We start from the raw sequence: 25,761 nt of genomic DNA, 5'->3' as shown, positions 1-25,761 counted from the left end.
CCCTCTTTTTAGTTTAAAATGATTAGAAGCCCGGCCTGTAGAGCCGGGTTTTTTTACGTCTAATTTGCTAAGTAAGAATAATTTCTATTTAGATTTGTGTTTGTACTTGCTAATATCCGCGCAACAAAAAAGCATTAGGCCTTTTGCTGAGGAAGCATTTGGCCGGTAATACAAATATCTAGGGGTGTATATGCGACGTTTACTATTTGCTGCCGCTGCCTTATCTGCGGTTTCTGCGGGCTGGGCTGATAAAGCCACCAAGGACATTCGCGAGAACCTAAAGGTGGAGCAGATTACTATCGTTGGTGAGCGAGTAGATGATATTGCTGGCTCCGCTTATGTGCTGGATAAGTTAGAGCTTGAGAAGTTTGAGCATGTTGATATCCACCGTATCGTACGTCAGGTGCCGGGTGTCTATTTTCAAGAAGAGGACGGGTATGGGCTGCGCGCCAATATTGGTATCCGTGGCTCCGGTAGTGGCCGTACCGAAAAAATAACGCTTATGGAAGATGGTGTGTTAACCGCGCCGGCGCCTTACGCAGATCCAGCCGCGTATTATTTCCCCACCAGTGGCCGTATGGCTGGGGTGGAAGTGTTGAAGGGTCCTCAGACGTTGCTCTTCGGTCCCTATACCGTAGGTGGCGCGCTAAACCTGATATCTACCCCTATTCCTGAGCAGCGAGAGGGCTTTGTTAATATCGAAGTCGGTGAAAACAGCGCCCAGAAATCTCATGTGCACTATGGTGCGACCGAGGGCCAGTGGGGCTTCTTGTTGGAGAGCTATCAAGAAGAAACACTTGGTTTTAAGAGTATTGATCGCTCTAAAAAAGATACCGGCTATGACAAACAAGATTACGTCGGTAAGTTGCGCTGGCGCAGTGCTGAAGGAGCAACCTATGCTCAGCAGCTCGACCTAAAGTTGAATTACACGGAAGAGCAGTCAAACGCTACCTACTTAGGTGTGACTGATGCGCAGTTTGATCGCAACCCTTACCGCCGCTATGGCATTACCGAATTAGATCAGATGAGTACCCGTCAGGCTGGGGTGTCCTTGCGTCATACCATTGATTTCAATGAAAATTTGACCTTGAGCAGCTTGGTTTACCGCAATAATTTTAAACGTAACTGGTTCAAATTGGATCGCGTGGGGGGTACCAGTATTGGTGCGCTTATCGACAATGCCAACGACGGTGACGCCTCTGCGCTGGGCATATTGGAAGGCACGGAGGATACCACCAGTGTGCAGGTTAAGAATAATGCGCGCGACTATTACGGTGAGGGTGTTCAATTTGAGCTGGCCGGTAATATTGAGGCCGCTGGTGCTAGTCATAACTGGGTAGTAGGTATTCGTCAGCACGAAGATGAGTCGGACCGTTTTCAGCCGGTGAATGTTTACAATCAGGTCAATGGTAGTCTGCAGTTTGATTCTATCATCCAGCCCGGCAGCGGTGATAACCGCATAGACGAAGCTGAGGCCTTGTCGTTGTGGGTAATGGACCGTATCAATTTAGGCGATCTGGATGTCACGGTGTCTTTGCGTCATGAAGATATCGATACCGAGCAAACTCGCTACGGCGCGCTAGATCGGAGCTCAGTGGCTAGCACTCGTAAAAACTCGGTCGATGAGCTTATGGCGGGGCTGGGTGTTACCTACGCGCTGAATGATAGCTGGCAATTACTTGGCGGTGTCCATCAGGGCTTTGCGCCTCCGGGCGGCGGCGCGACGGATGGCACGGGTGCAGAAGAGAGTCTTAACTATGAATTTGGTGGGCGCTACCGCAGCGGTAACTTAAGCGCAGATGTGGTGGCTTTCTTTAGTGATTATCAAAACACCGTTAACAATTGTTCTATTGCCAACCCTTGTAGCGGCGGCGCTGAGTCGGGTACCGAGAGCTTTGGCGAGTCTGAGATCAAAGGTTTGGAAGTGAGTTTGCGCACGGTATTAATGGAAGCGCCGGCCTTTCAAATTCCCTTCACTTTGGCTTACACCTATACCGATGCTGAGGTCACCAAAGACTCGGACTCGGGCGATGTACTCAAGGGCGATAATCTTCCGTATCTGCCAGAAAATTTGTTGAATATGAATATCGGTATTGAAGATACTCGCGGGCGTAAAGTTTACCTGTCAGCCACGTACATTGACGAAATGTGCAGAGACAATCAGTGTGAGCGCCCCGTCCCGCAGCGCTATCGCAGTACTGACAGTTATGTGTCGATCGATCTTGCTGCCAGCATGCCTCTGGCCGACAATGTAGAAGTGTATACTCGTATCGACAATTTAATGGATGATGAATCCATTGTGTCGCGCAGCCCAGCCGGGGCCAGAGTTAACCTGCCGCGCACGGCATCTGTAGGTCTTCGCGTAAACTTCTAATCTGATGGCGCCCACCCGCTTTCGGTGGTGGGTGCCATTTTTTGTTCCCTCCCAGTTGCCGGCTTGCCGGGGCGTTTAGTCATAGCGGCCAATGCTTGTGGTCGGCGGTCGTCCTACTCTGATACTCCCAAACCCGTGGAGTGATACCCGTGAATCCAACATTGAAATTATGGCGCAAACTCTCTGCGCTTCCCGCTGGCAGACTGCTTTTTTCTAAAGGCGTTTGTATAAAAGCGCCTTATTTTGCAACCATTAAACCTGTGTTTGAAGAACTGGAAACCGGGTATGCGGTAGTGCGAATAAAAGAGCGTCGCGCTATTCACAATCACATTAAAAGTGTTCATGCGATTGCGCTGTGCAATCTCGCGGAGATTGCCGGCGGTGTTGTTAGCGAAGCATCTATGCCAGCGGGTATGCGCTGGATTCCCGCCGGTATGACTGTGCGTTATCTTGGCTCCGCCAAAGGTGTGTTGCGCGGCTATGCCAGCATGCGCAAGATTGTGCCTGGTGAAAAAGGGGTCGTGCCGGTAAAAGTTGAAGTGAAAAATGAAGTCGGTAATATCGTATTCGATGCAGAAATATCGATGCATATATCGCCGAAGAAATCCGTATCTGCCTAGCAGGGTGGTGTTGGGGCAATAGATACGGCGTCTTCGGTTTAAGGTGCCATCATTGATCTAAATTGACTAATGATATCTAAGCGCTTGATTGGCGTGTTCGACTTCGCATAGTGTTGACGTAAATCGTGCTTGTATTGTTATTAGACATTAAGGAGTTTAGCTATGTCTCAGCCGCCCACTACTCGTGATCCAAAAGAAGGTGTCTCTGCGCTATTTTATGAGCGCTGGTCGCCGCGCGCATTTTCCAAAGCGGAGCTAGATGAGGCGACGGTTGCGCGCTTAATAGACGCTGCGCGCTGGTCCCCCTCTTGCTTTAACGCCCAACCTTGGCGTTTTTATACTGCCAATGCGGCGAGCAATCCAAGTGGCTTTGCGGATTTTGTAAACCTTCTGTTGGAAGGCAATCAAAGCTGGGCGAAAGACGCGTCGGTCATCGGCTTTCTTGTTGGTAAAAAGCACTTTGAACACAACGGTAAACCTAATGCCAGTTACGCCTTAGACTGCGGTGCGGCTTGGATGGCCATGACACTGCAGGCTCGGCAAGAGGGTTTATATACCCACGGGATGGCGGGAATAAAGCACAAGGAAATTGCAGCGCACTTTGGCCTTGATCCCGAACAATATGAGGTTCTTATGGGATTTGCTATTGGCAAAATAGGTGATGCGTCGCAACTTGACAAAGGCTTGCGAGAGAAGGAATACCCATCGCCGCGCAAGTCTGCTGACGATATTTGGCTGCATCGCTAATCACATTTTTCTGTTTGCCTAGTCGATTTTAGTTTGTGTTGATCGGCTAGCCTTGCAAAGGCTGAGCGAGTATCCAAAGGCCTGCGCCTGTGAAAATCACCATGAGCAGCAACATGGGGAGCTGGCTGATACTTGCCTGCCTTGCATTTGGAAAGCTCCGCAAGGCTTCGGCGTGGGCCAGATAAACACTGGCAACGTGACCGATTAAAATCAGCCAGACTTGGCTGTTCCATACAAATCCCATGTCTGGCAGTATCGGAATTCTACCGCTGATCGCGGTGCCGAATAGATCCCAGCCCCAGCCGAAGGGGTCTGAAATTAGCCCACGTATTTTTAGCCCTTGGCTTAGTACCAAGGTGTAGTAGTGGGTAACGTGATAAACCAGTGCGATGGGCAAAAGACTGTAGCCAAAGCGCAGCGATAATTCATTAACGCTAAGTTCGCTGCGCGTTATTTTTTTTCCCAGCCATAAGAAAAATAAAAATAATCCTAAATAAATAAAGGGCGAGATTAATAAGCACACAGTTTCAAAACCAATATACCAGGGCCGCAACAGCACGTAGGCGTGCAATGGGTGCTGGCCGAGTAGCGCTTCTAAAATATGGAGCGGGTCTTTCCAAAAAATATTAAACCACAAGCTGGTTTCGCGCAGTCCGTCGTAGGCTGTAGAGGACAACATAAATAGAATAAAAACCAGCAGACTGCGGTGCTCTATGCGCTGCTGCAGTAGTCCGCTAAAAGGCAGGCGCAGTACAAGATTATGTTTCCCTTCGTTGTCGCTTTGGAAATGAATAGGCGCCATTTTGGCGATGAGGGAAAACATCACTGAGAATAATTCGCCGTAGCGAAACCACGCTTTACTTCCCACTAAATACACGCACAAAACGTTGATCGCGGTGTACGCTATTAACACCAGCGACAGTGAATAGGGCCGCGTGCTGCCAAATAGCTCTAGGCAAATAAATACCATGTATAAGGTCACCGCAGGCCAGTAGGCTAGTTTTTCTGGGTAGCGATAACGCCCTTGTTGAAAGGCGCGGAACGGGGAGCACATTGATCTCCACGGATTGAGATAGTCATACCAATTGCCAAACACCGCACTGAGATAACTGGCGCCCAGTGCAAAGCTGATCCAAAAGAACGTCATGTTAAAATTGCGATAGTGATCTTGGTTGCCGATGAGTCCACTCACTACGGCGAGGCCAAAACTTAAAAAAACACAGATTTTTAATACGCTAAGCAGTCTGAGTTTACGAGCTATGGACGTAAGCGTAGGGTGCTTAATGTCGAGGTATCTTGGTGGGCGATTCGCGTAATCTGCGTTGTAAAAAAAACCTAAAATTAAAAATGACAGAATAAGTGCCGCCATTGCCCCGTAGATATACATCCAGTAGGGCATAGGCAGTTGATAGGGTGTGCCGAAGGAGTGCGCAAAACCTGTGTTGGCTAGCGTGGCAGTAAGGAAAAATAAAAGCGCCGATTTACAGCGCATTAGCGCGGATAGACCTCAATCGTGCCAAGCTGTATTTCACTGTCGTGAACTTCAAGCATGAAGCGTCCAGCTTGGTCCGCGACAAACTCAACTCGAGTTTTTACGCCCGCGTTTAATACGATGTGCTGATCAATGCCATGTATATGCACGGCGGCATCTTTGTCGCTAACAAAATCCAGTTGCGCCGTGTCGCCGATTTTTAATTGCATTACCATTGGCTCGGGCGTGCTGCCACTCAGAATAGCGAAGTAAAACTCCTTCGTTTCAGCTGAGCCATTTGGCAGTGTGTCTGGCTTCATCACCAGCCATAGACCGGAGAGGAGCAGTGCTGCACAAAATAGAAGAATAAATTTTTGGCGCATGGTTTAGTTTCCGTTGCGGTTGTAGGCGCGCTCCCACATTTGGACATAGCCTTCCGCAGAATTATATAAAGCGTCCAGTGCTTCTTTGCCACCTTCTAAGCGGACCTCTTCGACAAAGTCGGCGACCAGTCCGTAGTGCGACATCCCCGTTTCATCAATATGCCAGTATTTGCCGCTTTCTGGAATAACGAGCATATCGACTGTAACGGGCGAAAAGTTTGCGAATTGTGGGCCCCAGTCGTCGCCACTAAATAGTGTGATGGGGTATTGCACTGGCTCGGAATCGCCGCCGCGCGGACCGGGGTGGCCGCCAAAGCCATTTGCGTCAGCGCCGTAACCCAAGCCCAAAATTTGGTCGTCGCTGCTGATCCCAGCTTTGTTGCGCCAGAACTTCAATTTCTCCAGAAACTCTATGTGCTTGATGCCATTACCTTTATAGGGATAAACGGTGCCGCCATTTTTTAACATGCGAACCACTTGGTCGCTGGTGAGGCCGCCGTGGGCGTCATGTGACGATGACAGTGGATAAGCTGGTGTTTGTTCGTCGGCAATGTCGAGCATGATGTCTTTGCTGTGATAGGCCGCGTGGTCGATGTCGATCACCATGCCTCGTGCCATTAATGCGCGCAGTGCGTATTCGCCAAGGTCGGTCACGGTGCGGGCATTGCAGCGCTTGCCAGGCGGATACAGCGGTGTCAGTCCGCCGGTGGCGTCAAATAGCGCCTGAGTCAGTGGGTCGCTGCCGGTGCCGGGAATGGCTGTGGTCATTTCCGTGCCGGGGGTGCGAACCGAGGGCTCATCTACCGGGTAGTCTCGGCACTCGGTGGTTTTCCAGAAGGCACCGGTGTCGATAAAGTTAAGGAAGTTAATGACATCACCGCTAAAAATACCGGCACCGCCGAGTGAGCTGTCAATATCGTGGAAGGGGTAAACATGGCGAACGCCAAGATCCCATAAGCGTTGAATCTCGCCGTCTATTTGCGCTTGATCACACCTGCGCTGTTCCATACCGCCGGGCAAAATAGTGACACCGCAGTCGAAAACTTGCGCAACCTCGACACCGAGTACCACGGCCATTTTGCCGTCGTTGATGACTTCCCGCGCTTCCTGTGGGCTTTTAACAATGCGATACCAGCCTTTGCCGGGGCCGCCGCTTTGGGCGTCGACATAATCTTGCACGTCGTAGAGGTACTCGACCTGCTTGACCGCGACGCTCATGTCTTCACAGTCTGAGGTGGGTTTGCCGGAAATCGTTTTGCCCACATCACACAGCGCCTTGATATTGGTACCGTGGTTCACCATAAGCCGCAGGCCAGACAGGTAGGCGCGTTCCACCCATTTGTAATACATCACTTGGTGCGTTAAATAATCGCGACGTGGCCAATCGACAAAGCTGGGCCAGCCTTCGGTGTTATGGGTGTCGGTGGGATTCATACTCAGAACGTTGTTGCCATCGCGAATCCCATTTGGGCCGTGGAAGTCTTCACAGTCTTCCAGGGCGTGGTCCACGCCAAAACGGTGAATAACTTCACCGTAGAGAACGCCACCTGCGGACGGGCCAACGTCGCCGGCATAGGACATCTCGCTCGACATGCCCATATGGGTGTGAACATCGGCAAAGCCTACGATAGGTTTATCAACACCATTGCCCTTGAATGTTTGACCCGACACCGACGTTGGCATTTCTGGGTAGTTGCTGCAATTGGTGGTGGGCACAAATTTAAACTGACTTGCTGGGCCGCTGACGCTGTCGGCGGTTATCAGCTTGCCGCTGTCATTCACCTGCAGGGTTTGCGCGGTGTCTTCTGATACGACGGTGAAGCTGTCGCTACCTTGAACAATATCGATGGTCCAAATCGCGGCGTCAGTGGGCACGCTCGCGCCGCTCACGGCGCCAGAGCCTGCGGTAAGTAGCTTCTGATCGGCGGTGTAAAACAGGTATTTACCTAGGGTTGCCGGTTGCATGAATAATGCATCGGCGCTCGCTGCCGTGCTGGCGCTGCTGCTGTAGCCACTATCGGTGTCTGCGGCTGTGAATTTCTGTGTTTGCATTGACTGCATTGCGTAGCAGCCATTTGCCATATCGAATCGGGTAATCGGTGTTTCTGCGGGCGGGGTTGGGTTGCCGCCGGAGTTCCCGCGAGAACTGGAAGAGCTTGAGCCGCCGCAGCCAATGATTAAGGCGCTGCTGAGGATGCTTAAAATTATTAGGCGAGTCTTCATAATAGTTACCGGGAGTCTGGACGCTAAATGACAAATGACAGTTAAGTTTAGCTGCGAATTGGTTTTTTTAAAATTTATATGTAATCAGTGATTACCTAATACCGTAAAATATCAAAAGCACAGAGCGGCTTGCAAGTGAATTAGTGGTAATCAGGCGCCACTAAGCCGTGTGGACTAGTAGTCTCGGTGGCTGTGATGGGGTCAGTGCGGGGATGTCTGATCGGCGGGGAAAATTGGAAGGTGGGCGGTCTTGGCGCCAGAACTGAGACCTTGAATGCCTCAGCTCCGACGGTGCTTGTTACTCACGCTTAGGAAGATAACCGTGCACATGCACGTCCTGTTGCGGATAAGGGATGGTGATTTAAAGGCATCCCAAATGGTGAATCGTAATTGCCAGCGCAAATCTGGTGCTCGAGCTTGCTGCCATCATGCACCAGCGTAACACGGTATTTTGTGACGGATGGTCGTCAAGGGCAGTGTAGTAAAAAATGGTGCATCAATTATTCCCTATAAATGTCTGCATGGTGCTTAGCCAATCACTGCTGCGAGTTATTTCTAGCAAGCTGAGATTGAGGTTTTCACGAAACTCAAAGCCAGATCGCAAACCCAAGGCGTAGTCCTGTTTGCTGCCTGAAAAATTCAGTACATCTATTTTGGCATCGTCATTGCGCAGCAAATAGCGAAGCACTGCCTCGTCGTAAACTAGGGCATCTGCTTTGCCGGATTTTAGGGAGTTGAGGCCATCTTCGGGGGTGGCGATGGCAAGAGATCGCACGCCGCGTGAGGCGAGAACCTGTTCACCGGTTGAACCACTGACCGCCAAGGTGCGGACACGATCTAAATCCTCAACGCCGTCTACAGCGGTGTGAATTTGATTCAGGGTTACCGAGGAGGCAATCGCAGCGGTAAAACTTGAAATAGTGATGACACTGACAAACATCCATATTGTGGCTAATAGCCGGCCTGCGCGGGTGATAGGTGCTTTGTCGCCGTAGCCGACGGTGGTCATGGTCACCGCAGACCACCAAAAGCCGTTGCCGATGCCGTTCGAAAAACTGCCGCCAAATTGTTCTGGATTGCGTTTGTGTTCAACCAGCCAGAGCAGGGCGCCAACACTGAGCAGTAATACCGCGAGAATGCCAACCGCACTTAAAAATGCCGGCGAAACAAGTTGGACGAGTAAGGAGGTCCAGCCACTGTCTTTAAGCGGGGTGGCAATGCCTAAGCCGGTTGAGAAAAATGAATAACTAAAATCAATTAATTGTTCGCGCTCGGGCGTCATCGACAGCGCGCCAACAGCAACGTCAATTTTTGATTCCGATAAGGCGCCTATTTGCGCCTTTGCTGAATTAATCGGCACCCACTCTGTTTCCCAATTTTGTCGTTTGGCAATTTCTTTCCAGAGCTCTACTGAGATACCGGTCCATTCTCCGCTTTCAGATTGCATCGCAAACGGGGGGACAGATTTAATGCCGACCCGCATAGTTTGTTCAGCGTAGCTAGCTGAACTGAGAAAAACCAAGACGAATAGGGTTTGCCAAAGCAGTTTCATTAATCCTCCAACATGTTTCGGGAATGTGTTTGGGCGACGGTTTCGACATGAATCTTTGGCCGCTTTATACGTACAGTTAAGGATAGCAGATCGCTTTGGCGCTAATTAGCGGGTGTATCTACCTTTGCTGTCGGTGGATCTTGTTATATTTTTAGGTACTACCGCATTGATCGCTCATTTCCCTCACTAGATTCTTTTGAATAAGGGAATGTGGCGTACTAGCGTTGCTCGGCAATGACATCCATCGCGGGGAGAACCACGCCGCAGGCAACACGAGCACCTGCGTCACCAGAAGGCTGGGTCCTCAAATCGTCCTTGTCGGCGTGAACTACTACCGCGCGGTGAAGGATATTGTTCGGGCCTGTAAAAGCCAGCTGCTCGGTCGTGATCGTGGTTTCCACCTTTCCGTCTTGGTCGGCAGTGATATTGCCTAAATCGCCGACGTGTTGGCGTTCACTGTTTGGGCTGCCATGGGCTACTTCGTAAGGATTAAAGTGCCCGCCGGCAGACTTACCCTCATTGCCACAATCCGGCTCAGAGTGGATATGAAAGCCGTGCATACCAGGATTTAGACCCTGGATTAAAACGTCGACTCTCATGCGGCTTTCACCCTCATCAGGTGTGAACCGAACGTTGCCGCTTATCTCGGAATCACCCGTCGCCGCAATTTCGGCATTGGCGACACCTATCCGTGCAAATTCGTCCTGCCCCATTTCTGCTGGCTTAGATTCTTCGGAATCGGCTTCCTTCAATACTGCCACAGTTTTGTCTACCGCCTTCTGATCGGCGACCCGTTCTGTCGCGCGGGGCTCGGGGCGTTCGCAGGCAGTGGTGCCCGCGACGCACAATAATGTTAAGACCAGTATCTTGCCTGCAGTTCTCATTAGAATTCCTCCTAAAATTGGTATCTACGTATAAAGTGACATCATCGCGCGGGAAGAATTCAACAGGGCTCGCCTGTCCTGACTCGTCATAGCATAGTCGTTTATTAGCGGAACGTGGCGAGGGACGGAGGCTTTGTGGCCGGGTAGCCTAATTAGAATAATACTTCGTTGATGTGGCCTTAGGTCATGCTTAACAGAAGGGTTATTCGATACGTTCGCTGACGAGATTGTGCTGAATGAGTGAATATAGCTGCTCTGCAAGGGCTTTGAGTTGCTGTGCATCTTGAGGCGTCATTTTAATTTGGCAGCTGATATTGTCCGGCGTTTGTTTGGCTTGCTCGGCCAGTTGTTTGCCCGTTGCGGTCAGTAATACAAGCTTTTGGCGTGAATCACCGGTGGCTTTGGCAGTGCTCACCAGGCCCTTGGTTTCTAGTCGTTTCAGGATCGGCGTGAGTGTGCCGGCGTCAAAACGGGTGCGCTGAACCAAATCTTTTATGATCACCTTGTCCTCGTCCCACAGCGCCAGCATCACCAAGTACTGGGGATAGGTTAGGTCAAGCTCATCTAAAAGTGGCCGATAGGCGCGAATCAGTGCATTGGTCGCCGAATACAAGGAATGGCAAATCTGGTTTTTTAGCTTAAGTGCGGGAATATCGGTCAAGGTTGCTCTCCAAAGTCAGAACTATTTTGCGCACAAATCATTGACGGGTCAATTTACAACTGTCATTATTTTGCGCGCAAAGTAATTTTCTGGGCGGTGAAGCGCGAATTCGTTATGGCGTGACCAATCACCGTTGAGCATAGAAGCAAATATTTCTAGGAGTTAGTCATGTTAAAAGCACAATACAATGAGCGTGGCCCAGTGCCCCAACAATCGATTACTGCCGTTGAATTTGAAGCGCCGACGCTGGCCGACGATGAGGCGCTGGTTGAGTTGATTGCCTCGCCCATTAACCCCTCAGATGTCCTTACCCTCACCGGTGAATACGGCATATTGCCGCCGTTACCCGCCATTGGTGGTAATGAGGGAGTGGGTAAAATTGTAAAGCTAGGTGGCAAAGGGCCTGCTATCGGCCAAACCGTCTTGCTGCCGGCGGGCAGTGGTACTTGGGCTACCCACATGGTGTGCAAAACTGCCCAGCTTATCCCCGTGCCGAATGAGGCTGACGCTAAACAGCTGGCCATGATGACAATCAACCCGCCAACGGCTTTATTAATGCTCGAAGAATTTGTCGATTTAAAACCGGGTGATTGGGTAATTCAAAATGCCGCCAACTCTGGTGTCGGCAGCTACCTTATACAGCTGGCAAAAATTAAAGGTCTTAAAACCATCAACGTCGTTCGCCGCGAATCGGCTGTTGACGGTGTTAAAGCGCAGGGCGCAGATATTGTGCTTGTGGATGGCCCTAAACTCGCGAAACAAGTCGCTGAACTCACCGGCGACAATCAGCCTAAGCTGGGCATCGATGCGGTGGGTGGCTCATCGACCGATCGAATTGCCGCGTCACTCGCGATGGGCGGTACACTGGTTAACTACGGATTAATGAGCGGTGAACCCTGTCAGGTGTCCGCGAACTCATTTGTCTTCCGCGACGTTACATTAAAAGGCTTCTGGTTAGCGCGCTGGTTTCGCAACGCCACGCCAGAAAAGCAAAAGGCAGTTTTTGGGCAAATTATTAAATACATCGCAGAGGGAAAGCTGCAAACCAAAATACACGCCGAATATCCGGTGAGTGAAATCAAGCAAGCCGTTGCCGCTGCGGCCGAGGGTGGCAGAGAGGGGAAGATATTAGTCGTGGCGTAAAAGTTTGGTTTTAAATTACAGATAATAAAAAAGGCGAACTGGGATCAGTTCGCCTTTTTAGTTTGGTGGGCCGGCGTCACTTTAATTCAATGGTTAAGATATTGTTTATTAATATAAAAATATAATGTGTATGTAAAAGTACCCCCATATATACCCCCAAAAGAATTTGCTACTTCTTTGTGATCGGACGAATATTGGGCTACATCAGACAAGTTCATGCTATCACAACAAAGGAAATCATATGCCACTACCAACCCCGAAAGCTTATACAGTTGCTCGCTATGCAGATGAAATGGGTACAACGGTTAGCCATGTGGTCGAGTTATTTTACGAAGAGGCGCTTAACTTCGCTGTGTCATCTCGTCACTTCCCGCCAAAATCGATATGTTCAGCGGTGGTGATCAATCAGGACGATCAGTATTCGGATCGTAGAATACCGATCCCTGAGTACTGTTATATTAATTCGGCCTCTAATCCGTTGTGTATAGTATCTGAAGGTGAATCAAATATTAAGGTTGATCGGTTTTTGGATTTTGAAAGCGGAAGTGAGTTTGGAATATTGATAAATGGTGAGGAGCAAGAAGTAGCCATTAATTTTAGCGACTTACGAGTAACCCAGGAAGAGATAGAGCGAGGTGTGTTAGGCGCAAATATTGTGCTTCCTCAGTTATCTAAGAATAACGCTTTGCCAGATAGGAATCTATTTGCAGGGGGTGAGCAGGGCGACGAAGTTTCGGCTGAGGTATCTCCAAAAAGTAGGAACTCGTACCTCAGATTAATAGCAGCCCTTTCAGAAGCGTTAATAGACGGTTCAGGTGGCTCTAGGTCGAAGGATGCTGATGCTGTACTTTTAACCCTTGAGAATTTTTATTTAGATAAACTCCGTACAATTCCAGCGGAACGCCAGAAGGAGTTCTCCTTTCGGTCTCCTATAGGTCAAAGAGCACTGGTGAACTATTTGACTGAAGCAGCAAAATTATCCTTAGAGTATGACTTTCTGGACTTTAGGGAATATCTGCCGAAATGATAGGGTAATACTACTCAATGCCGATACTGTCGTTCGTGTTGAAAGCCTCGTATTACGTCCTTGGAATATTCAAAAGTAGTTGTTGAATATTCCGAAATAGACCAATCCCATCCAATAAGATTCGCTCATAGTTTACTAAGAAGGAGAAAAACTATGAGCAAAGAAAAATTATTAAATGGCTGTATAGATAGTTTGTCGCACCCGCGCAAAATATTGCGTATGCCGCAAGTTATAGATCGAGTTGGATTGAGTAAGAGTAGTATATATGAGCTTATTGCAAAGGGACGATTTCCAGTCCAGATAAAGCTAAGTGCGCGCTCTTGTGGATGGTTGGAGTCTGATATTGACGTCTGGATAGCTCAAAAGTTAGCAAGCCATGTGTCATTTGGTGAGGTGAGCCAATGAGAACCTCTATTCTATTTGAGAGCAATGAGTGGGGCGTGAAGGTTAGCTTAGCTGGTAGCGCTAAATCTCTTTACTTAGATGTTAATTGCTGGGAGGAAGCACTTGGCGCTTATCTTCAATTAATAGGTATCGATAGCGAATATTTTCTAAAAATGCCGGAGTTTCGAGTTTTGGCGTGCGATATATTCAATTCAATATTTAGCCGTAGTTGTACCTGTACTTTGGAGGTGGCGAATGGCTAGACCTACAAAACGGAGGACGGAGAATTATAGCTTCGCTGGAATACCGCGTATAGTTTTGGATAGCGCTGATTACATAAATCTGTCGGGTAATGCGGTGAAGTTACTTGTCGAATTTAGTCGCCAGTTTAAAGGTAAGAATAATGGGGATATTACTGCTGCGTGGAGTCTAATGCGCCGCAGGGGATTTAAGTCTAAAGCGACATTATCCCGAGCTGTTTCAGAATTGATGGCGGCTAATATAATTACGCGAACGAGAGAAGGAGCTTTTAGTCGCTCGGGGCCGAGATGTGCATTGTATGCACTAAATTGGCAGTCGATAGATGAGTGCGGAGGAAAGCTTGATGTGCCACCTACTAAAATTCCTATACGCAAGTTTTCGTTGGAGGGAAAGCCTGTTTGCAAGTAATCCGTTCCATATATGGAATTGCTAACTACAGATATTGGGGCGAGTCGTTAGATTTTTTTGATTTTCTGAGGATTCTAACCAGCGGTCGATACCAAAATGAGGTCGGTATGGGGTGTTAGTGGTTTCATATGTGGAACCCTTTATATATTACCAACGGTATTGATAATAATTTTACATTTTGAATTTATTTTCAATGTACAATAAAGTTATTATTAGTACGTTTTGTTTATAATTACAGTGATTGTAATATTTAAAATTTATGTAATAAATAAAAATAATTGGTGTGTCAAAGTTAAATGTCATGTAAGAGTTTGTTGTGATAGATAAAGTAGAATTATGGATTAGCCAAACGAATACTGACTACAAGGAAGAACGTCAATCTTGCGCCATTTTTCGCGATCAATTTGACGGGTTCTATTCCCTAGACATACTGAGTACATCTTACTTTGTTGTTACTGATGATATTCCTAAGCCTGATTTCCCTGAGTTGAGACAGGCTGGGTTCGGAAGCTTTATAGATATGAGTGTTTCTGGGATCACCTACAATGATACCTATTATGTTGAACGGAAAGCGGCTCAAGAGTTACGGTTACATTTCCATGAGTTAGTGCATGTCCTTCAATGGCGCTTACTGACTCCGCAGGGGTTCATAAACCGTTATATCCGAGAGATTCAGTCTTATGGTTATGATAATGCACCATTAGAGAGAATGGCCTATACGCTAGATGCTCATTATCTAGCTAACGGCCAGCCTCTGAATGTGGAGCTGTTCGTCCGTGAACATTTATAATGGCCAGCAATAAAATGTATCGATAGGTTTATTAAGCCGGATTAATTGCCGTGTCTACGTACATCTGTTCTTCGCTCCATGGAGAATATTCCTTGATGTATGACGTGGTGAGTATTTCTACATCACATCCTAGTGAGCTTATTAGGTCTATTTGTCGATTAAGTACTGAGCCATTAAATATGGTGAATATCATCTTTAAGCGTTTTTGATGCGCTTTCACATCGCTATTAAATTCGTCGCTTAGTTTATTGAATATTTCAGTAAAATTAATATCTGGATGTTCAGATAAACTGACCCTATTAAATTCAGATATATCTTTGTTCTCCATAATGAGTTTTAGAAGCGTCTGTCCAGCATCACTGCTGTCCATATATAGGGCCGCCGCCATAAGCAGGCCATCTTCCAGAACGGTATTTACATTGCGAGGGAGCCATACATGGCGATGGCCATCTTTGGTTGCTATCCATGCGATGCTGTCGCTCTCTGCGAGTTTTAGGCTGCTATAGCCGTGGCTAATACCGCCATCATTTGGATGACCGGTGCCGATAAGTACTTGAGCTGAATAAGTAGCCATATATTCCATCCTTGAATATGAAAGTGTTAGAAATTAATTCCTTCGCCAACCCAAATTCCAGTATTAATGAGTGGGTAGTTGTTTGTGTCTTCGTTGAACAGATAAATCCAGCAGTCGAGACCGTCGCTATTTGAGAAATATTTGCGGATAAAAAGTGAGTCATTGATATTGTTCGGATCATAGCTTTCCAGCTTGTCTAATTTAGCCAGCACGGCATCACTCACCGAATATACTTCTACGAATATGGGTTGCTCGTTGGCTTCAATTACAGCGCCGGGGAATGGGCCTAGGTCATGCAGCGCTAGCCCAGCTAGCCAACCCTCTTCTACTAGCATAGAGTCGCCCAGCAAGTGGTGGTTTGGCTGCCCGTCCTTAAGGGTTCCGTAAACCCCTACGAGTGTGCCGTTATCGCGTAATTGATTAAATTGAATAGCCATAGAATGTCCTCCCAGTTAAGGCTGGTATTTCTCAATGAGGGTTTTCAGCGCTAATTGAGCTTTCTGAGCGCGTTTCTCTGCCTGAGCCAGTATGGCGGTCTCGTCTCGCTGATCGTCGCTGTAAGTGGCTGTTTGCTCTATTGAGGGCAAGTAGTGCTGTGCTAGTAAATTGGCGCTTCTGTCATTGAGGTCTTGGTTCGATAAAATATTCTCTGCGCTAATCGTTACGCAGTAAGGGTCAGCAGGTTTAGGTTCAATATTCTCGAATAGATCGCCGGTTTCCTCATTAATAACGACGTTCTCTAATGCGCGATTAAGGGCGCTGGCTTCGTTTAAAAATACGATTTCATTGGAATCTTTTGCCTGCTTTTTAAGTACCAGTATCGACCGGTTTTCCTTGCTGTTAGCGTCATCCTCAAGTGCAATAATCGAATCGACATAGGCATGATTGATAAGCGCGGTTCTAACGGTGGCATCATAGCCGCCACGGCTGAGCCAGCCATTACTGACAATGATGTAAGCCGTACCGCTATCGTTTAATTGCCTTAATGTTTGTTGTATCCACAAAGAGGTACTAGCCGTACTAGGTAATTCCGAGGGTAGGCTTGTTAGAAAGGGAAACTTAGCAGCCAGTATTTCTAGCTGATCTTGTTGTAGCAATGGTCGAGTAGGTGGCTCAGCAATCACGATATCAAATAGCCCTTTTAATTGCAGGGCGTGGGTTTCGAGAGTCGAGCGATCTCGGTTTGTCGATTTGCCCTCAGTTAAACATGCAGCCAGCAAATAGTCTTGTTTACAAAAAATGACATCAATATCTTGAGCTATCAGTAAGCGGTGGCTGATCCGGCTTAGGGTTGGGTCTGGCTCATTTAAGACCAGCAAAGCGGGGCTAAAGAGTTCAGTCTTTAGCGCTAGACCGCAGTGGCTATCCAGAAGAGATTTACCTTCAAGGTTACCAATCAGCGCTTGCAGGTATTTTTGTAGTGTGAGGTCTGGCTCAGAGCGCCGCAGATAATTTTTCACATAGTAGCGGCGTGTCGCTTCGGCGAGTTCGGGAATCGAGGCTGAGCTACCACTGACGACGCGAGCAAGCATCGCGAGCACCGGCCCTGGAACACCAGCGATACGGCCAGTTTCCCAAGGTTTGTTGGGGGTTGTTAGTCTTAGGCGCTCAAGTTCACTGAAAAAATACTCTTGGCAGGTCTTTGGGTCATCGATGAGCTTGCCTGTTTCTCTAAGTGTGTTGGGTGAGACAGTACCAACGGCCAGAAACAAACTTAATGCTTCTAGGTAATCATCAGCCTTTAAATAGCCTTTGCAAAGTTTCTGCATTTCCAAGATTAGAGCGAGTGCTGAATTATTTCTCATTTCGCACCCCATATAATTTGGTCTAATACATTGCTAGCAACGCGGAACTGCTGTTCAGCAAGGGCGAGGGTGGCGTTATACGCTTCGTGCCGTGCACTAGACAGCTCATTTATCGCATTATGTTGGTCTAGATTAAGAGTGGGTATTTTCAAGCGTCGCAGGTCAGCGGCCCGTAAGCTCGGTACGCGTGAACCGAATACCAGCCCTAAGCGCTCCCGCGATTTGGGCGAGTTAAATAACTCCGCAATATAGGTGCTGTTGCAGGCTGGGGATGTAGGTCGAATAATCGCGAAATTAGCCGAGGCCAGAATCTTTTCTTTGGATAAATCTTGATCAATGACAGTCGCTCTTATATTGCCTCGTGCTAGCACCAATATATCCTTAGATTGGGCTATAAAATGGTTTGTGTTGTGTTTGTGTTTCCACACTGGCACAAGGCTGTTTTTGTCGATATTTCCACAATTATCGAGTGTAGAGCCGGTAATTAAATGCACAATCGGCTCTCCGTGAATCGGTGATTTCGAATAAACGCTGACTGTAGCGCCCATAAAAATATCAGCGATATCGCCTAGAATTAGCTCAGAATGTTGAGAGTCAGCCATTTAATCCCGCCTATTTAAAAAATCGTAATCAATTTACGATTGAGATATTAGGGGCTGGGTGTTAAAATGTCAATCGTAGACAGAATACGAAATTGCAGTGCTTGCTAGAGTGAGGTGCAAAAACTACCGGCGAGGGTGGATTTAAATTAGCTTTACAATGCTTTATCTATCGAAGAAACTCGAAGCTCGCCCAATGCTGGGTGGCGGGGAAATACAAGGAAAATCAACGGAATGGCACTAACTCTCCAGCAACTAGAATCCTTCCTATGGGAAGCCGCTGACATCCTTCGCGGCAATATGGACGCCTCAGAGTATAAAGATTACATCTTTGGCATGATGTTCCTTAAACGCTTATCTGATGCCTTTGATGAGAGCCGTGAGGCGGTCATCGCTTATTATCTAGATAAAGGTAAAAGCCAAGCTGAGGCTGAAGCCTTGGCTGACGATGAAGACGAATACGACAAAACCTTTTACATTCCACCTGTCGCTCGTTGGGATGCCATTAAAGACCTGAAGCACGACATTGGTGCTGAACTGAACAAAGCCACTGAAGCCATCGAAGAGTTTAATGCTTCACTCGAAGGCGTATTGGTCTCTATCGATTTCAATATTAAGAACAAGCTTTCAGATAAAAAGCTCCGTGATTTACTCAGTCACTTTAGTACCCACCGCTTACGAAATACCGATTTTGAGCGTTCAGACCTGTTGGGCACCGCCTACGAATATCTTATCAAGATGTTTGCCGACTCAGCTGGTAAGAAGGGTGGTGAATTCTATACTCCTTCAGAAGTGGTTCAGTTGTTGGTGTCTTTGCTTAAACCCCATGCGGGAATGCGGATATATGACCCTACAGCGGGGTCTGGCGGAATGTTGGTTCAAACACGTAACCATCTTGCTAAGAACGGTGAGAACGCGTCTAACCTGTCTTTGTATGGTCAAGAAATGAACTTGAATACGTGGGCTATCTGCAAGATGAATATGTTCTTGCACGGAGTCTACAGCGCTGACATTCGCAAGGGCGATACCTTGCGTGACCCTCAGCATACCCAAGCCGGTGAGCTGATGACCTTTGACCGCGTTATTGCCAATCCACCTTTTAGTCTTAAAAAATGGGGCAAGGAAGAAGCGGATTCAGATTCCTATGGTCGCTTCCCTTACGGTACACCACCAAAGGACTCTGGTGATCTAGCTTTCGTTCAGCACATGATCGCCAGTCTCAACGCGGAAGGCATGATGGGCGTGGTCATGCCCCATGGTGTACTTTTTAGAGGTTCCAGTGAGAAGGAAATACGCAAGGGTATATTGACTGATGATCTGCTGGAAGCGGTCATAGGGCTACCGTCAGGCTTGTTCTACGGCACCGGAATCCCTGCCAGCCTGTTGATCATCAATAAAAACAAAGCTGCGGAGCGCAAAGGCAAAGTACTGTTTATCAACAGCGAACTGGAATTTGAAGAAGGCAAAAACCAGAACAAACTACGTGAACAAGATATTGAAAAAATCGTGCAGACCTTTGAAGGCTACGAAGAGATCAAGCGTTACTCAAAAGTAGTACCTTTGGCAGACATTGCCGAGAACGATTACAACCTGAACATCCGTCGCTATGCCGATACCAGTCCACCGCCAGAAATCTATGATGTTCGCGCCATTTTACACGGTGGTATTCCGGTACGTGAAGTGGAAAGCGAATACATTAGTGAAGAGATATTGGAAGGCTTTGATGTTAGCGCAGTCTTTGTAAAACGCGATGCCGAGTATTACGAATTCAAGCCTGATATTGAATCTAAGGAAGCCATAAGGGATGTGGTGGGTGATGTTGATGCGAAGGTGATCACACAGCTGGAACGCTGGTGGGATAAGTATCGGGTGTCGCTGAACGAACTGGATGCTCAGGTGGCGGAAGCTGAAGAGGTTATGAAGGGGTTTTTGGTGGAGCTGGGGTATGAGTAGTTTAGTTCCTGATGGATGGGCAATTAAGCCATTGGTTGAGCTTGCTAGTGTAGATCGGGAGTCCTTAAAAAATAGCACGCAACCGGATTACAAATTCTGGTATATCGATATTGCTTCGGTGAAGACTGGTGCGGTAAGTGTTCCAGCAGAGCCCATGGTTTTTTCTGATTCACCCAGTCGTGCGCGGAAACGGGTCTGTAAAGGTGACGTATTGATGTCGACTGTTCGTCCTAACCTGAAATCGTTTGCATATTTCGATAAGGATGGAGATGACTATATTGCATCAACCGGCTTCGCGGTAATCACAGCAAAACCCTCAAGTAACGGGAAGTTTATTTATCAATCGATACTGGCTGATGATGTAACCAGACAAATAGCTGGGTTGGTCGCTGGTTCAAATTACCCAGCAATTAGTTCTTTGAATGTCAAAAACTTGGAACTGCTAGCACCACCACTCCCCGAACAACAAAAAATAGCTGCCATCCTATCCACCGTCGATGACGTAATCGAAAAAACATGCGCACAGATCGACAAGCTGAAAGACCTTAAAACCGGCATGATGCAAGAGTTGTTGACCAAAGGGATTGGGCCGGGCGGCGTTCCGCACACTGAATTCAAGGATTCGCCGGTGGGGCGGATACCTGTGGGGTGGAATGTTGTTCCTATTAGCGCAATAGTGGAAAAGGTTATCGATAACCGTGGTAAGACGCCGCCGATATCACACAGTGGTTATGAACTGCTAGAAATAAATTCAATTAAAAAAGATGACGTTCATCCAGATTACGAAAAGGTATCCAAGTTTATTGATGAAGAAACTTACCGCCAGTGGTTTAGGGCTGGACATCCGAAATCCGGTGATATTTTGATTCCTACTGTTGGTACTATCGGATCATGTAGTTTGGTTTGCCAAGATCGAGGATGTATCGCTCAGAATATAATCGCGTTGCGGTTGAGGAAGGGTGTTGACACTAGATTTGCCTATTATGTTCTGTCAAGCCAATTTACAGTCCGTCAAATAGAAGCAATATTGATGAATGCGGTGCAGCCTAGTTTAAGAGTTCCACATTTCCTAATGCTGCATATGGTTCTGCCTAATGAGTCAGAGCAAACTAAAATTGGTGAGGCATTGGGTTCTATTGATGCAAAACTTACAATTCTTAGGGAAAAATCTGAAGTGGCGATAAAATTGAAAAAAGCCCTAATGCAAGACCTGCTAACCGGTAAAGTCCGCGTTAAAATTGATGATAAGGAGTCAGCAGTAGCCTGATCATCGGGCGCTGCAACCATGATGTTTAAGGATGAACTCGATAAAGTAGAACAACCCGCCATCGATCAGTTAGTTAAGTTGGGCTGGACGTATGTGTCCGGTGCTGAGCTGTCGCCCGGCTTTTTGTTGGCTGATGGCTCTTCAACTGAACGTGCGCGCATTAATGAGGTGGTGCTGGTTAGCCGCCTTGAAGTTGCCATGCGTAATCTGAATCCATGGATTAGTGAAGAGAACTTGCGCAAGGTTATGCGTGAGATCACTCACCCACAGCATGTTGGATTGATGGAATACAATCATTCCCTCTATCAGATGTTGGTTAATTACCTGTCGGTAGAGCAAGACCTTGGAAAAGGTCGCAAAGGACAGACTGTCAAGATTATTGATTTTGATAGCCCCGCCAATAATGACTTTCTGTGTACCAGCCAATTCAAGATAGAAGGTGTTAACCAAAACATCATTCCTGACATTCTGTGTTTCGTGAATGGCTTGCCCTTGGCTGTTATTGAATGCAAATCCCCCTATGTGTCGGATGCAATTAGTGAAGGTATAAAGCAGCTCCGACGCTATGCCAATCTACGCTACCCCGAAACAGATGAGGGTGCGCAAAAGCTATTCTGGTATAACCAATTAATGGTCAGTACCTGTCGGGATCAAGCTAAGGTCGGCACCATCAGCTCCAGTGCCCAGCACTATGGTGACTGGAAAGACGCGTATCCCTTCACCGATGCGGATATCAGTGATTCACCTTTGTTTTCTGGTGAGAATGAAGTTAGGGAAATGGCTTCGCCGGTTTGCTATGCCGGTGAATTAGATAAGATCAGTACAGTCACTCCTCAGCAGCGACTGATTGCAGGGATGTTCAGCCCATACAACTTCTTAGACCTCATTCAGAATTTCACCATTTATGAAGCGGTTGACAGTCGCTTGATCAAAAAGGTTGCCCGCTACCAGCAATATCGTGCGGTGAATAAGGTCATAGAGCGCCTTAAAGTCGGCAAAGACCGCAAAGAGAAATCAGGGGTAGTGTGGCATACCCAAGGGTCTGGTAAATCGCTGACGATGGTTATGCTGGCGGTGAAAATGCGCCGTGATCCTGAATTACAGAAATACAAGTTGGTGTTCGTCACTGACCGCACGCAACTTGATGCGCAGTTATCGAATACCTTCCGTGATGCCCAGAATGAAACGGTTTATAACGCCGGTTCAGTATCGGAACTCAAAGCCCTGTTAAGTCGTGAATCATCCGATATTGTCACCGCCATGGTGCAAAAGTTTCAGGACGCAGAAGCTGATGGCGATTTTAAAGACCTAAACCCCAGTGACAAGATCATCGTGCTGGCGGATGAAGCTCACCGTACCCAGTTTGGTAATTTGGCTGCGACGATCAATGCCGCTTTGCCCAATGCCCCTAAAGTCGGTTTTACGGGCACACCGCTGTTAAAAAACCAAAAGATGGATCAAGCCTTTGGTGGCTATATCGATCAGTACAAGATCAATGAGGCGGTAGAGGATGGGGCGACGGTTCGTATTATCTACGAAGGTCGGGAAGTACAAAGTGATGTAGTGGGTGAATCGCTAGATGCCCTTTTTGAAGAATACTTCAAAAGCTACAGCGATGATGAAAAGCGTGAGATCAAAAAGAAGCATGGTGTTGAACGTGCAGTACGTGAAGCTCCTGCCCGTATTCGTTGGGTCTGTATTGACCTGCTGAAGCATTATCGCGAACACATCCAGCCGAATGGCTTCAAGGGCATGATTGTTGTGGGTAGTCGGTATGCCGCAACGCTATTCAAGAAAACGCTGGATGATCTCGGTGCGCCACCCTCGGAAGTCATTATTTCCGGTAAACACAACGATGAACCGATGTACGCACCTTATACTAATGGTGCGCACCATAAACAGGTCATCAAGAACTTCACTAAGCCGCTAGGGACTGATAAAGAGAAAGAAGACCCGACTGCCTTCCTTATCGTGAAGGACATGCTGCTGACGGGGTTTGATGCGCCAATAGCGCAAGTCATGTACATAGATCGCAGCCTGAAAGATCACACCTTGATGCAAGCCATTGCACGGGTGAACCGAACTTACAAAGGTAAGCAGGCTGGTTTCATCGTCGATTATCATGGTCTATCCACTCACCTGACTGAAGCCTTAGACATGTTCAGCAGTGATGATGTGGCTGGCACCTATCATTCACTGAAGGACGAAATACCCAAGCTTAAAGCGACTCATACCCGCGTTGCACACGTCTTTGCCTCGGTGAAGGGGGATGATATTGATGATTACGTTCTATTCCTGAAAGACGAAGACATCCGCCAGCAGTTTGAGCTGGCATTCAAACGTTTCGCCAAACAGATGGATGTGATCTTGCCTGATGTGGCAGCAAAGCCCTTTGTGCCAGATTTGAAGCTATGGGGCAAAGTACAGAATGCCGCCCGCAATCGTTACCGTGATCCTGGACTTAACATCAAAGATGCCGGTGAAAAGGTACGCAAGCTGGTTGAAGATCACATCATCAGCACGGGTGTAGACCCTAAGATTCCCCCCGTTGATCTCATGGCGGCAAACTTTAAAGAATCGGTAGAGAAGGTTAAATCACCTGAATCGCGAGCTTCTGAAATTGAAAGCGCGATCAAACACCATATTACGGTCAACTTGGATGAAGACCCTGAATACTATAAATCCCTGAGTCTACGGCTACGGGACATCATCGAGAAAACTAAGGGTAAGTGGGATCAGCAATTGGAATTACTGCTGGATTTAGTTTCTAACATTGAAACCGAGCATAAGCAGGCAGCGGATGACCTAGGGCTTACCGAAACAGAATATGCCTTCTATAACATCTTGATGGCTGAAGTAAGCGCACACAGCAATGATGGTGTGGTGGGCGATGAAGAACATGAAGAAATAAAAGCCACCAGTCAGTCATTGGTGGAAATGTTTGATGAAGCCACCCAGATTGTTGATTTCTTCCAAAAGAATGATGAAGTGAAGCGGATGAAGAAAGAGATTAAGCGTGCAATATTGGATTGTTCCTATGGTGAGTCCGCTATTGTGAAAGTGGTTCAATCACGCTTCATGGACTTGGCGCAAAGCCGCTTTGGTAAGTCAGGAAAATGATGGCAGCAGTGAAAGCACCAGAATATCGCGAAGCAAAAGGCTTTATTGTTGAAATCATCCGCACTGAACGCCGTAAAACGGCTGATATACGCGTTGAAGAGGGCGCAGTGTCGGTGGTGGTGCCAGCTAACTTAGCCCTTAGTAGGGTCGATGAGCTGCTTAAAGATAAGCGAACGTGGATACGCGAAAAGCTATCGCTTCAGCAAGAAGCGCAGCCGGTTAGCGAAAAACAATTTGTTTCCGGTGAGTCCTTTCCTTACTTGGGACGTAATTACCGATTGAAGGTTCACGATGGCCCATTTCAGCCGGTAAAGCTCCTGCGTGGTTACCTGCATGTAAGTGTGCCGAGTGGGGCTAAATCACCGCAAATGGTGAGAAATGCATTAATTCGCTGGTACAAAGCTCAAGCGGAGCGGAAGTTGCTAGAAAAGGCAGCAAGGCTAGCGCCGGTGATAGGTGTTAAACCGAAATCTGTAAGCGTTAGAAGTTTTAAGTCTCGCTGGGGTAGCTGTTCTGCGAAAGGTGATATCCAGTTTAATTGGCGAGTAGTCATGGCGCCGAATTCTGTTTGTGATTACGTGGTTATCCATGAGCTTTGCCATTTAGTGCATCACGATCATTCTGCTGATTTTTGGAAATATCTTGGGCGTTATGCCGGGAGTTATAATATTCAGAAAGTATGGCTAAAGGAGAATAGCTTCAGCCTGCTTTTTTAAAAGTAATTTTTATTTTGAGGTGTAGGAAATGAGTCCTGAAGAGCAAAAGGAATTTGTAAAATTACAAGCTAGCATTGCAGGTGCTGCATATGGAGCTGCCCCAAGGGTGACAGGTAATTTTCACGAAGCCGCATTAAGTGAAGTGAAAAATAATGAGATGGATGGTGATATCTGGGCGCGAGCTTACGCGGAGTCGGAAGGTGATACGAAGAAGGCGAAAGCTTTATATGTTAGCCTTCGTGCTCGATATTTAGAGGAGTTGTGTGAGTCGAGGGCAAGGATAAGAGATAAAAATGAAGCTTGGCTTGAGCGTGTCGAAAGGGAGGATAGTCAAAGGGGGGAAGAGCAGGGAAAGATATGGCTGGAGGAGCGCGAGAAAATAATATCATCGGTTAGTAGCCGAGACAAAAAATTATTTTATAAAATGGCTGCAAAGTATTATTTCGCTTCCATGGCATTTTGTTTTCTTGCTTTGACGTGGTTACTCGGGTTTAAGCTTATGTTTATTATTGTCCCTCTGAGTTTTTTTGGGGCGTATTTTGGATTTCATTTGACAGTTAAATGGAACGAAGATAGCGAAGAGTATGGGAACGTGTCGAATTTATGGAGCAAAGTCGAGCGCTTGGGTGGAATGTTGCTTCCTGTTGATGTGTTTCGCATTAGTTTTCGTTGCTTTTCGGCGGTTTTTTAATGCAAATTTTTACCTGCTAGTAGGCTAGGGGGCGGTGTGAAAAACTATTATGGATACCCGTGGTGCATTTAGGAAATGACGACTTTCAGGTTGTTTAATTTATTCCCT

At 47.4% G+C, this 25,761-nt stretch carries 23 protein-coding genes; 13 read left to right on the top strand and 10 right to left on the bottom strand.

Annotated elements, in window-relative coordinates:
* The first annotated feature begins 190 nt into the window (after window positions 1-190).
* From AAC007_RS15380 to AAC007_RS15370, 3 genes are all read left to right on the top strand, one after another.
* Window positions 191-2,374, top strand: a complete 2,184-nt coding sequence (locus AAC007_RS15380; RefSeq protein WP_339677954.1) for a TonB-dependent receptor — start codon at window positions 191-193, stop codon at window positions 2,372-2,374.
* Between the two features lie 149 nt (window positions 2,375-2,523).
* Window positions 2,524-2,994 carry a hotdog fold domain-containing protein gene (locus tag AAC007_RS15375; RefSeq protein ID WP_295875229.1) on the top strand — a complete coding sequence of 157 codons (471 nt, stop codon included), beginning with the start codon at window positions 2,524-2,526 and terminating at the stop codon, window positions 2,992-2,994.
* Between the two features lie 162 nt (window positions 2,995-3,156).
* The gene (locus AAC007_RS15370; RefSeq protein WP_339677953.1) at window positions 3,157-3,741 is read left to right on the top strand and encodes a nitroreductase family protein; all 585 of its coding nucleotides are present in this window, start codon (window positions 3,157-3,159) and stop codon (window positions 3,739-3,741) included.
* 46 nt (window positions 3,742-3,787) lie between these two features.
* Here AAC007_RS15370 and AAC007_RS15365 read toward each other — a convergent pair whose 3' ends face one another.
* The 6 genes from AAC007_RS15365 to AAC007_RS15340 all read right to left on the bottom strand — a co-directional run bounded on the left by AAC007_RS15365 (window position 3,788) and on the right by AAC007_RS15340 (window position 10,915).
* Complete coding sequence (locus AAC007_RS15365) at window positions 3,788-5,233, bottom strand: hypothetical protein (RefSeq protein WP_339677952.1); 1,446 nt, start codon at window positions 5,231-5,233, stop codon at window positions 3,788-3,790.
* Window positions 5,233-5,595: a hypothetical protein gene (locus AAC007_RS15360; protein WP_339677951.1), complete on the bottom strand. Its 363-nt coding sequence runs from the start codon at window positions 5,593-5,595 to the stop codon at window positions 5,233-5,235. Before AAC007_RS15360 ends, AAC007_RS15365 begins: the two co-directional genes overlap by 1 nt.
* A gap of 3 nt (window positions 5,596-5,598) precedes the next feature.
* Window positions 5,599-7,818 carry a peptidase M19 gene (locus AAC007_RS15355; RefSeq protein ID WP_339677950.1) on the bottom strand — a complete coding sequence of 740 codons (2,220 nt, stop codon included), beginning with the start codon at window positions 7,816-7,818 and terminating at the stop codon, window positions 5,599-5,601.
* A 496-nt stretch (window positions 7,819-8,314) separates the two neighbouring features.
* Complete coding sequence (locus tag AAC007_RS15350) at window positions 8,315-9,370, bottom strand: transporter substrate-binding domain-containing protein (protein WP_339677949.1); 1,056 nt, start codon at window positions 9,368-9,370, stop codon at window positions 8,315-8,317.
* 218 nt (window positions 9,371-9,588) lie between these two features.
* Window positions 9,589-10,254 (bottom strand): superoxide dismutase family protein, encoded by a 666-nt coding sequence (locus tag AAC007_RS15345; RefSeq protein WP_339677948.1) that lies wholly within the window; start codon window positions 10,252-10,254, stop codon window positions 9,589-9,591.
* Between the two features lie 202 nt (window positions 10,255-10,456).
* Window positions 10,457-10,915, bottom strand: coding sequence for a MarR family transcriptional regulator (locus AAC007_RS15340; protein ID WP_339677947.1), 459 nt, complete (start codon window positions 10,913-10,915; stop codon window positions 10,457-10,459).
* Window positions 10,916-11,083: 168 nt separating this feature from the next.
* On the opposite strand from AAC007_RS15340, the gene AAC007_RS15335 reads away from it, so the two are divergent.
* The 5 genes from AAC007_RS15335 (at window position 11,084) to AAC007_RS15315 (ending at window position 14,928) form a co-directional block, all read left to right on the top strand.
* Window positions 11,084-12,058, top strand: a complete 975-nt coding sequence (locus AAC007_RS15335) for a zinc-dependent alcohol dehydrogenase family protein (RefSeq protein ID WP_339677946.1) — start codon at window positions 11,084-11,086, stop codon at window positions 12,056-12,058.
* A gap of 241 nt (window positions 12,059-12,299) precedes the next feature.
* Window positions 12,300-13,085, top strand: a complete 786-nt coding sequence (locus AAC007_RS15330; RefSeq protein WP_339677945.1) for a hypothetical protein — start codon at window positions 12,300-12,302, stop codon at window positions 13,083-13,085.
* A 153-nt stretch (window positions 13,086-13,238) separates the two neighbouring features.
* The gene (locus AAC007_RS15325; protein ID WP_339677944.1) at window positions 13,239-13,490 is read left to right on the top strand and encodes an AlpA family transcriptional regulator; all 252 of its coding nucleotides are present in this window, start codon (window positions 13,239-13,241) and stop codon (window positions 13,488-13,490) included.
* Complete coding sequence (locus tag AAC007_RS15320) at window positions 13,487-13,732, top strand: hypothetical protein (RefSeq protein ID WP_339677943.1); 246 nt, start codon at window positions 13,487-13,489, stop codon at window positions 13,730-13,732. Before AAC007_RS15325 ends, AAC007_RS15320 begins: the two co-directional genes overlap by 4 nt.
* 722 nt (window positions 13,733-14,454) lie before the next feature.
* Window positions 14,455-14,928 (top strand): hypothetical protein, encoded by a 474-nt coding sequence (locus tag AAC007_RS15315; RefSeq protein ID WP_339677942.1) that lies wholly within the window; start codon window positions 14,455-14,457, stop codon window positions 14,926-14,928.
* A gap of 31 nt (window positions 14,929-14,959) precedes the next feature.
* On the opposite strand, the gene AAC007_RS15310 is transcribed toward AAC007_RS15315, so the two are convergent.
* From AAC007_RS15310 to AAC007_RS15295, 4 genes are read right to left on the bottom strand one after another with little or no spacing between them, the layout of a single operon-like run.
* Window positions 14,960-15,502, bottom strand: coding sequence for a hypothetical protein (locus AAC007_RS15310; RefSeq protein ID WP_339677941.1), 543 nt, complete (start codon window positions 15,500-15,502; stop codon window positions 14,960-14,962).
* Between the two features lie 26 nt (window positions 15,503-15,528).
* Window positions 15,529-15,939, bottom strand: coding sequence for a gamma-glutamylcyclotransferase family protein (locus tag AAC007_RS15305; RefSeq protein WP_339677940.1), 411 nt, complete (start codon window positions 15,937-15,939; stop codon window positions 15,529-15,531).
* A 15-nt stretch (window positions 15,940-15,954) separates the two neighbouring features.
* A complete protein-coding gene (locus tag AAC007_RS15300; protein ID WP_339677939.1) occupies window positions 15,955-17,307 on the bottom strand; it encodes an N-6 DNA methylase in 1,353 nt (450 codons plus the stop codon).
* Window positions 17,304-17,909, bottom strand: coding sequence for a hypothetical protein (locus tag AAC007_RS15295; RefSeq protein WP_339677938.1), 606 nt, complete (start codon window positions 17,907-17,909; stop codon window positions 17,304-17,306). The genes AAC007_RS15300 and AAC007_RS15295 overlap by 4 nt, the downstream gene beginning before the upstream one ends.
* Before the next feature lie 231 nt (window positions 17,910-18,140).
* Here AAC007_RS15295 and AAC007_RS15290 point away from each other — a divergent pair, with 231 nt between their 5' ends.
* From AAC007_RS15290 to AAC007_RS15270, 5 genes are read left to right on the top strand one after another with little or no spacing between them, the layout of a single operon-like run.
* Window positions 18,141-19,859, top strand: coding sequence for a type I restriction-modification system subunit M (locus AAC007_RS15290; protein WP_339677936.1), 1,719 nt, complete (start codon window positions 18,141-18,143; stop codon window positions 19,857-19,859).
* Complete coding sequence (locus AAC007_RS15285) at window positions 19,852-21,126, top strand: restriction endonuclease subunit S (protein ID WP_339677935.1); 1,275 nt, start codon at window positions 19,852-19,854, stop codon at window positions 21,124-21,126. Before AAC007_RS15290 ends, AAC007_RS15285 begins: the two co-directional genes overlap by 8 nt.
* 18 nt (window positions 21,127-21,144) lie before the next feature.
* Complete coding sequence (locus AAC007_RS15280; RefSeq protein WP_339677933.1) at window positions 21,145-24,246, top strand: type I restriction endonuclease subunit R; 3,102 nt, start codon at window positions 21,145-21,147, stop codon at window positions 24,244-24,246.
* Window positions 24,243-24,962, top strand: coding sequence for a SprT family zinc-dependent metalloprotease (locus AAC007_RS15275; RefSeq protein ID WP_339677931.1), 720 nt, complete (start codon window positions 24,243-24,245; stop codon window positions 24,960-24,962). The genes AAC007_RS15280 and AAC007_RS15275 overlap by 4 nt, the downstream gene beginning before the upstream one ends.
* Window positions 24,963-24,990: 28 nt before the next feature.
* Window positions 24,991-25,653: a hypothetical protein gene (locus AAC007_RS15270; protein ID WP_339677929.1), complete on the top strand. Its 663-nt coding sequence runs from the start codon at window positions 24,991-24,993 to the stop codon at window positions 25,651-25,653.
* Window positions 25,654-25,761 lie beyond the last annotated feature (108 nt).

It is taken from the genome of uncultured Zhongshania sp. (genome assembly GCF_963975605.1).
Taxonomy (GTDB): Bacteria; Pseudomonadota; Gammaproteobacteria; order Pseudomonadales; family Spongiibacteraceae; genus Spongiibacter; species Spongiibacter aquimaris.
The sequence above is the reverse complement of the archived record's forward strand: the minus strand, read 5'-3'. Positions and strand labels throughout refer to the sequence as shown.

Bases quoted from the DNA above. Each gene is read 5' to 3' on its own strand.
- AAC007_RS15370 (WP_339677953.1), top strand. From the start codon at position 3,157: ATGTCTCAGCCGCCCACTACTCGTGATCCAAAAGAAGGTGTCTCTGCG.
- AAC007_RS15305 (WP_339677940.1), bottom strand. From the start codon at position 15,939: ATGGCTATTCAATTTAATCAATTACGCGATAACGGCACACTCGTAGGG.
- AAC007_RS15280 (WP_339677933.1), top strand. From the start codon at position 21,145: ATGATGTTTAAGGATGAACTCGATAAAGTAGAACAACCCGCCATCGAT.
- AAC007_RS15320 (WP_339677943.1), top strand. From the start codon at position 13,487: ATGAGAACCTCTATTCTATTTGAGAGCAATGAGTGGGGCGTGAAGGTT.
- AAC007_RS15330 (WP_339677945.1), top strand. From the start codon at position 12,300: ATGCCACTACCAACCCCGAAAGCTTATACAGTTGCTCGCTATGCAGAT.
- AAC007_RS15285 (WP_339677935.1), top strand. From the start codon at position 19,852: ATGAGTAGTTTAGTTCCTGATGGATGGGCAATTAAGCCATTGGTTGAG.
- AAC007_RS15360 (WP_339677951.1), bottom strand. From the start codon at position 5,595: ATGCGCCAAAAATTTATTCTTCTATTTTGTGCAGCACTGCTCCTCTCC.
- AAC007_RS15275 (WP_339677931.1), top strand. From the start codon at position 24,243: ATGATGGCAGCAGTGAAAGCACCAGAATATCGCGAAGCAAAAGGCTTT.
- AAC007_RS15355 (WP_339677950.1), bottom strand. From the start codon at position 7,818: ATGAAGACTCGCCTAATAATTTTAAGCATCCTCAGCAGCGCCTTAATC.
- AAC007_RS15295 (WP_339677938.1), bottom strand. From the start codon at position 17,909: ATGGCTGACTCTCAACATTCTGAGCTAATTCTAGGCGATATCGCTGAT.
- AAC007_RS15380 (WP_339677954.1), top strand. From the start codon at position 191: ATGCGACGTTTACTATTTGCTGCCGCTGCCTTATCTGCGGTTTCTGCG.
- AAC007_RS15350 (WP_339677949.1), bottom strand. From the start codon at position 9,370: ATGAAACTGCTTTGGCAAACCCTATTCGTCTTGGTTTTTCTCAGTTCA.
- AAC007_RS15300 (WP_339677939.1), bottom strand. From the start codon at position 17,307: ATGAGAAATAATTCAGCACTCGCTCTAATCTTGGAAATGCAGAAACTT.
- AAC007_RS15335 (WP_339677946.1), top strand. From the start codon at position 11,084: ATGTTAAAAGCACAATACAATGAGCGTGGCCCAGTGCCCCAACAATCG.
- AAC007_RS15290 (WP_339677936.1), top strand. From the start codon at position 18,141: ATGGCACTAACTCTCCAGCAACTAGAATCCTTCCTATGGGAAGCCGCT.
- AAC007_RS15325 (WP_339677944.1), top strand. From the start codon at position 13,239: ATGAGCAAAGAAAAATTATTAAATGGCTGTATAGATAGTTTGTCGCAC.
- AAC007_RS15345 (WP_339677948.1), bottom strand. From the start codon at position 10,254: ATGAGAACTGCAGGCAAGATACTGGTCTTAACATTATTGTGCGTCGCG.
- AAC007_RS15310 (WP_339677941.1), bottom strand. From the start codon at position 15,502: ATGGCTACTTATTCAGCTCAAGTACTTATCGGCACCGGTCATCCAAAT.
- AAC007_RS15365 (WP_339677952.1), bottom strand. From the start codon at position 5,233: ATGCGCTGTAAATCGGCGCTTTTATTTTTCCTTACTGCCACGCTAGCC.
- AAC007_RS15270 (WP_339677929.1), top strand. From the start codon at position 24,991: ATGAGTCCTGAAGAGCAAAAGGAATTTGTAAAATTACAAGCTAGCATT.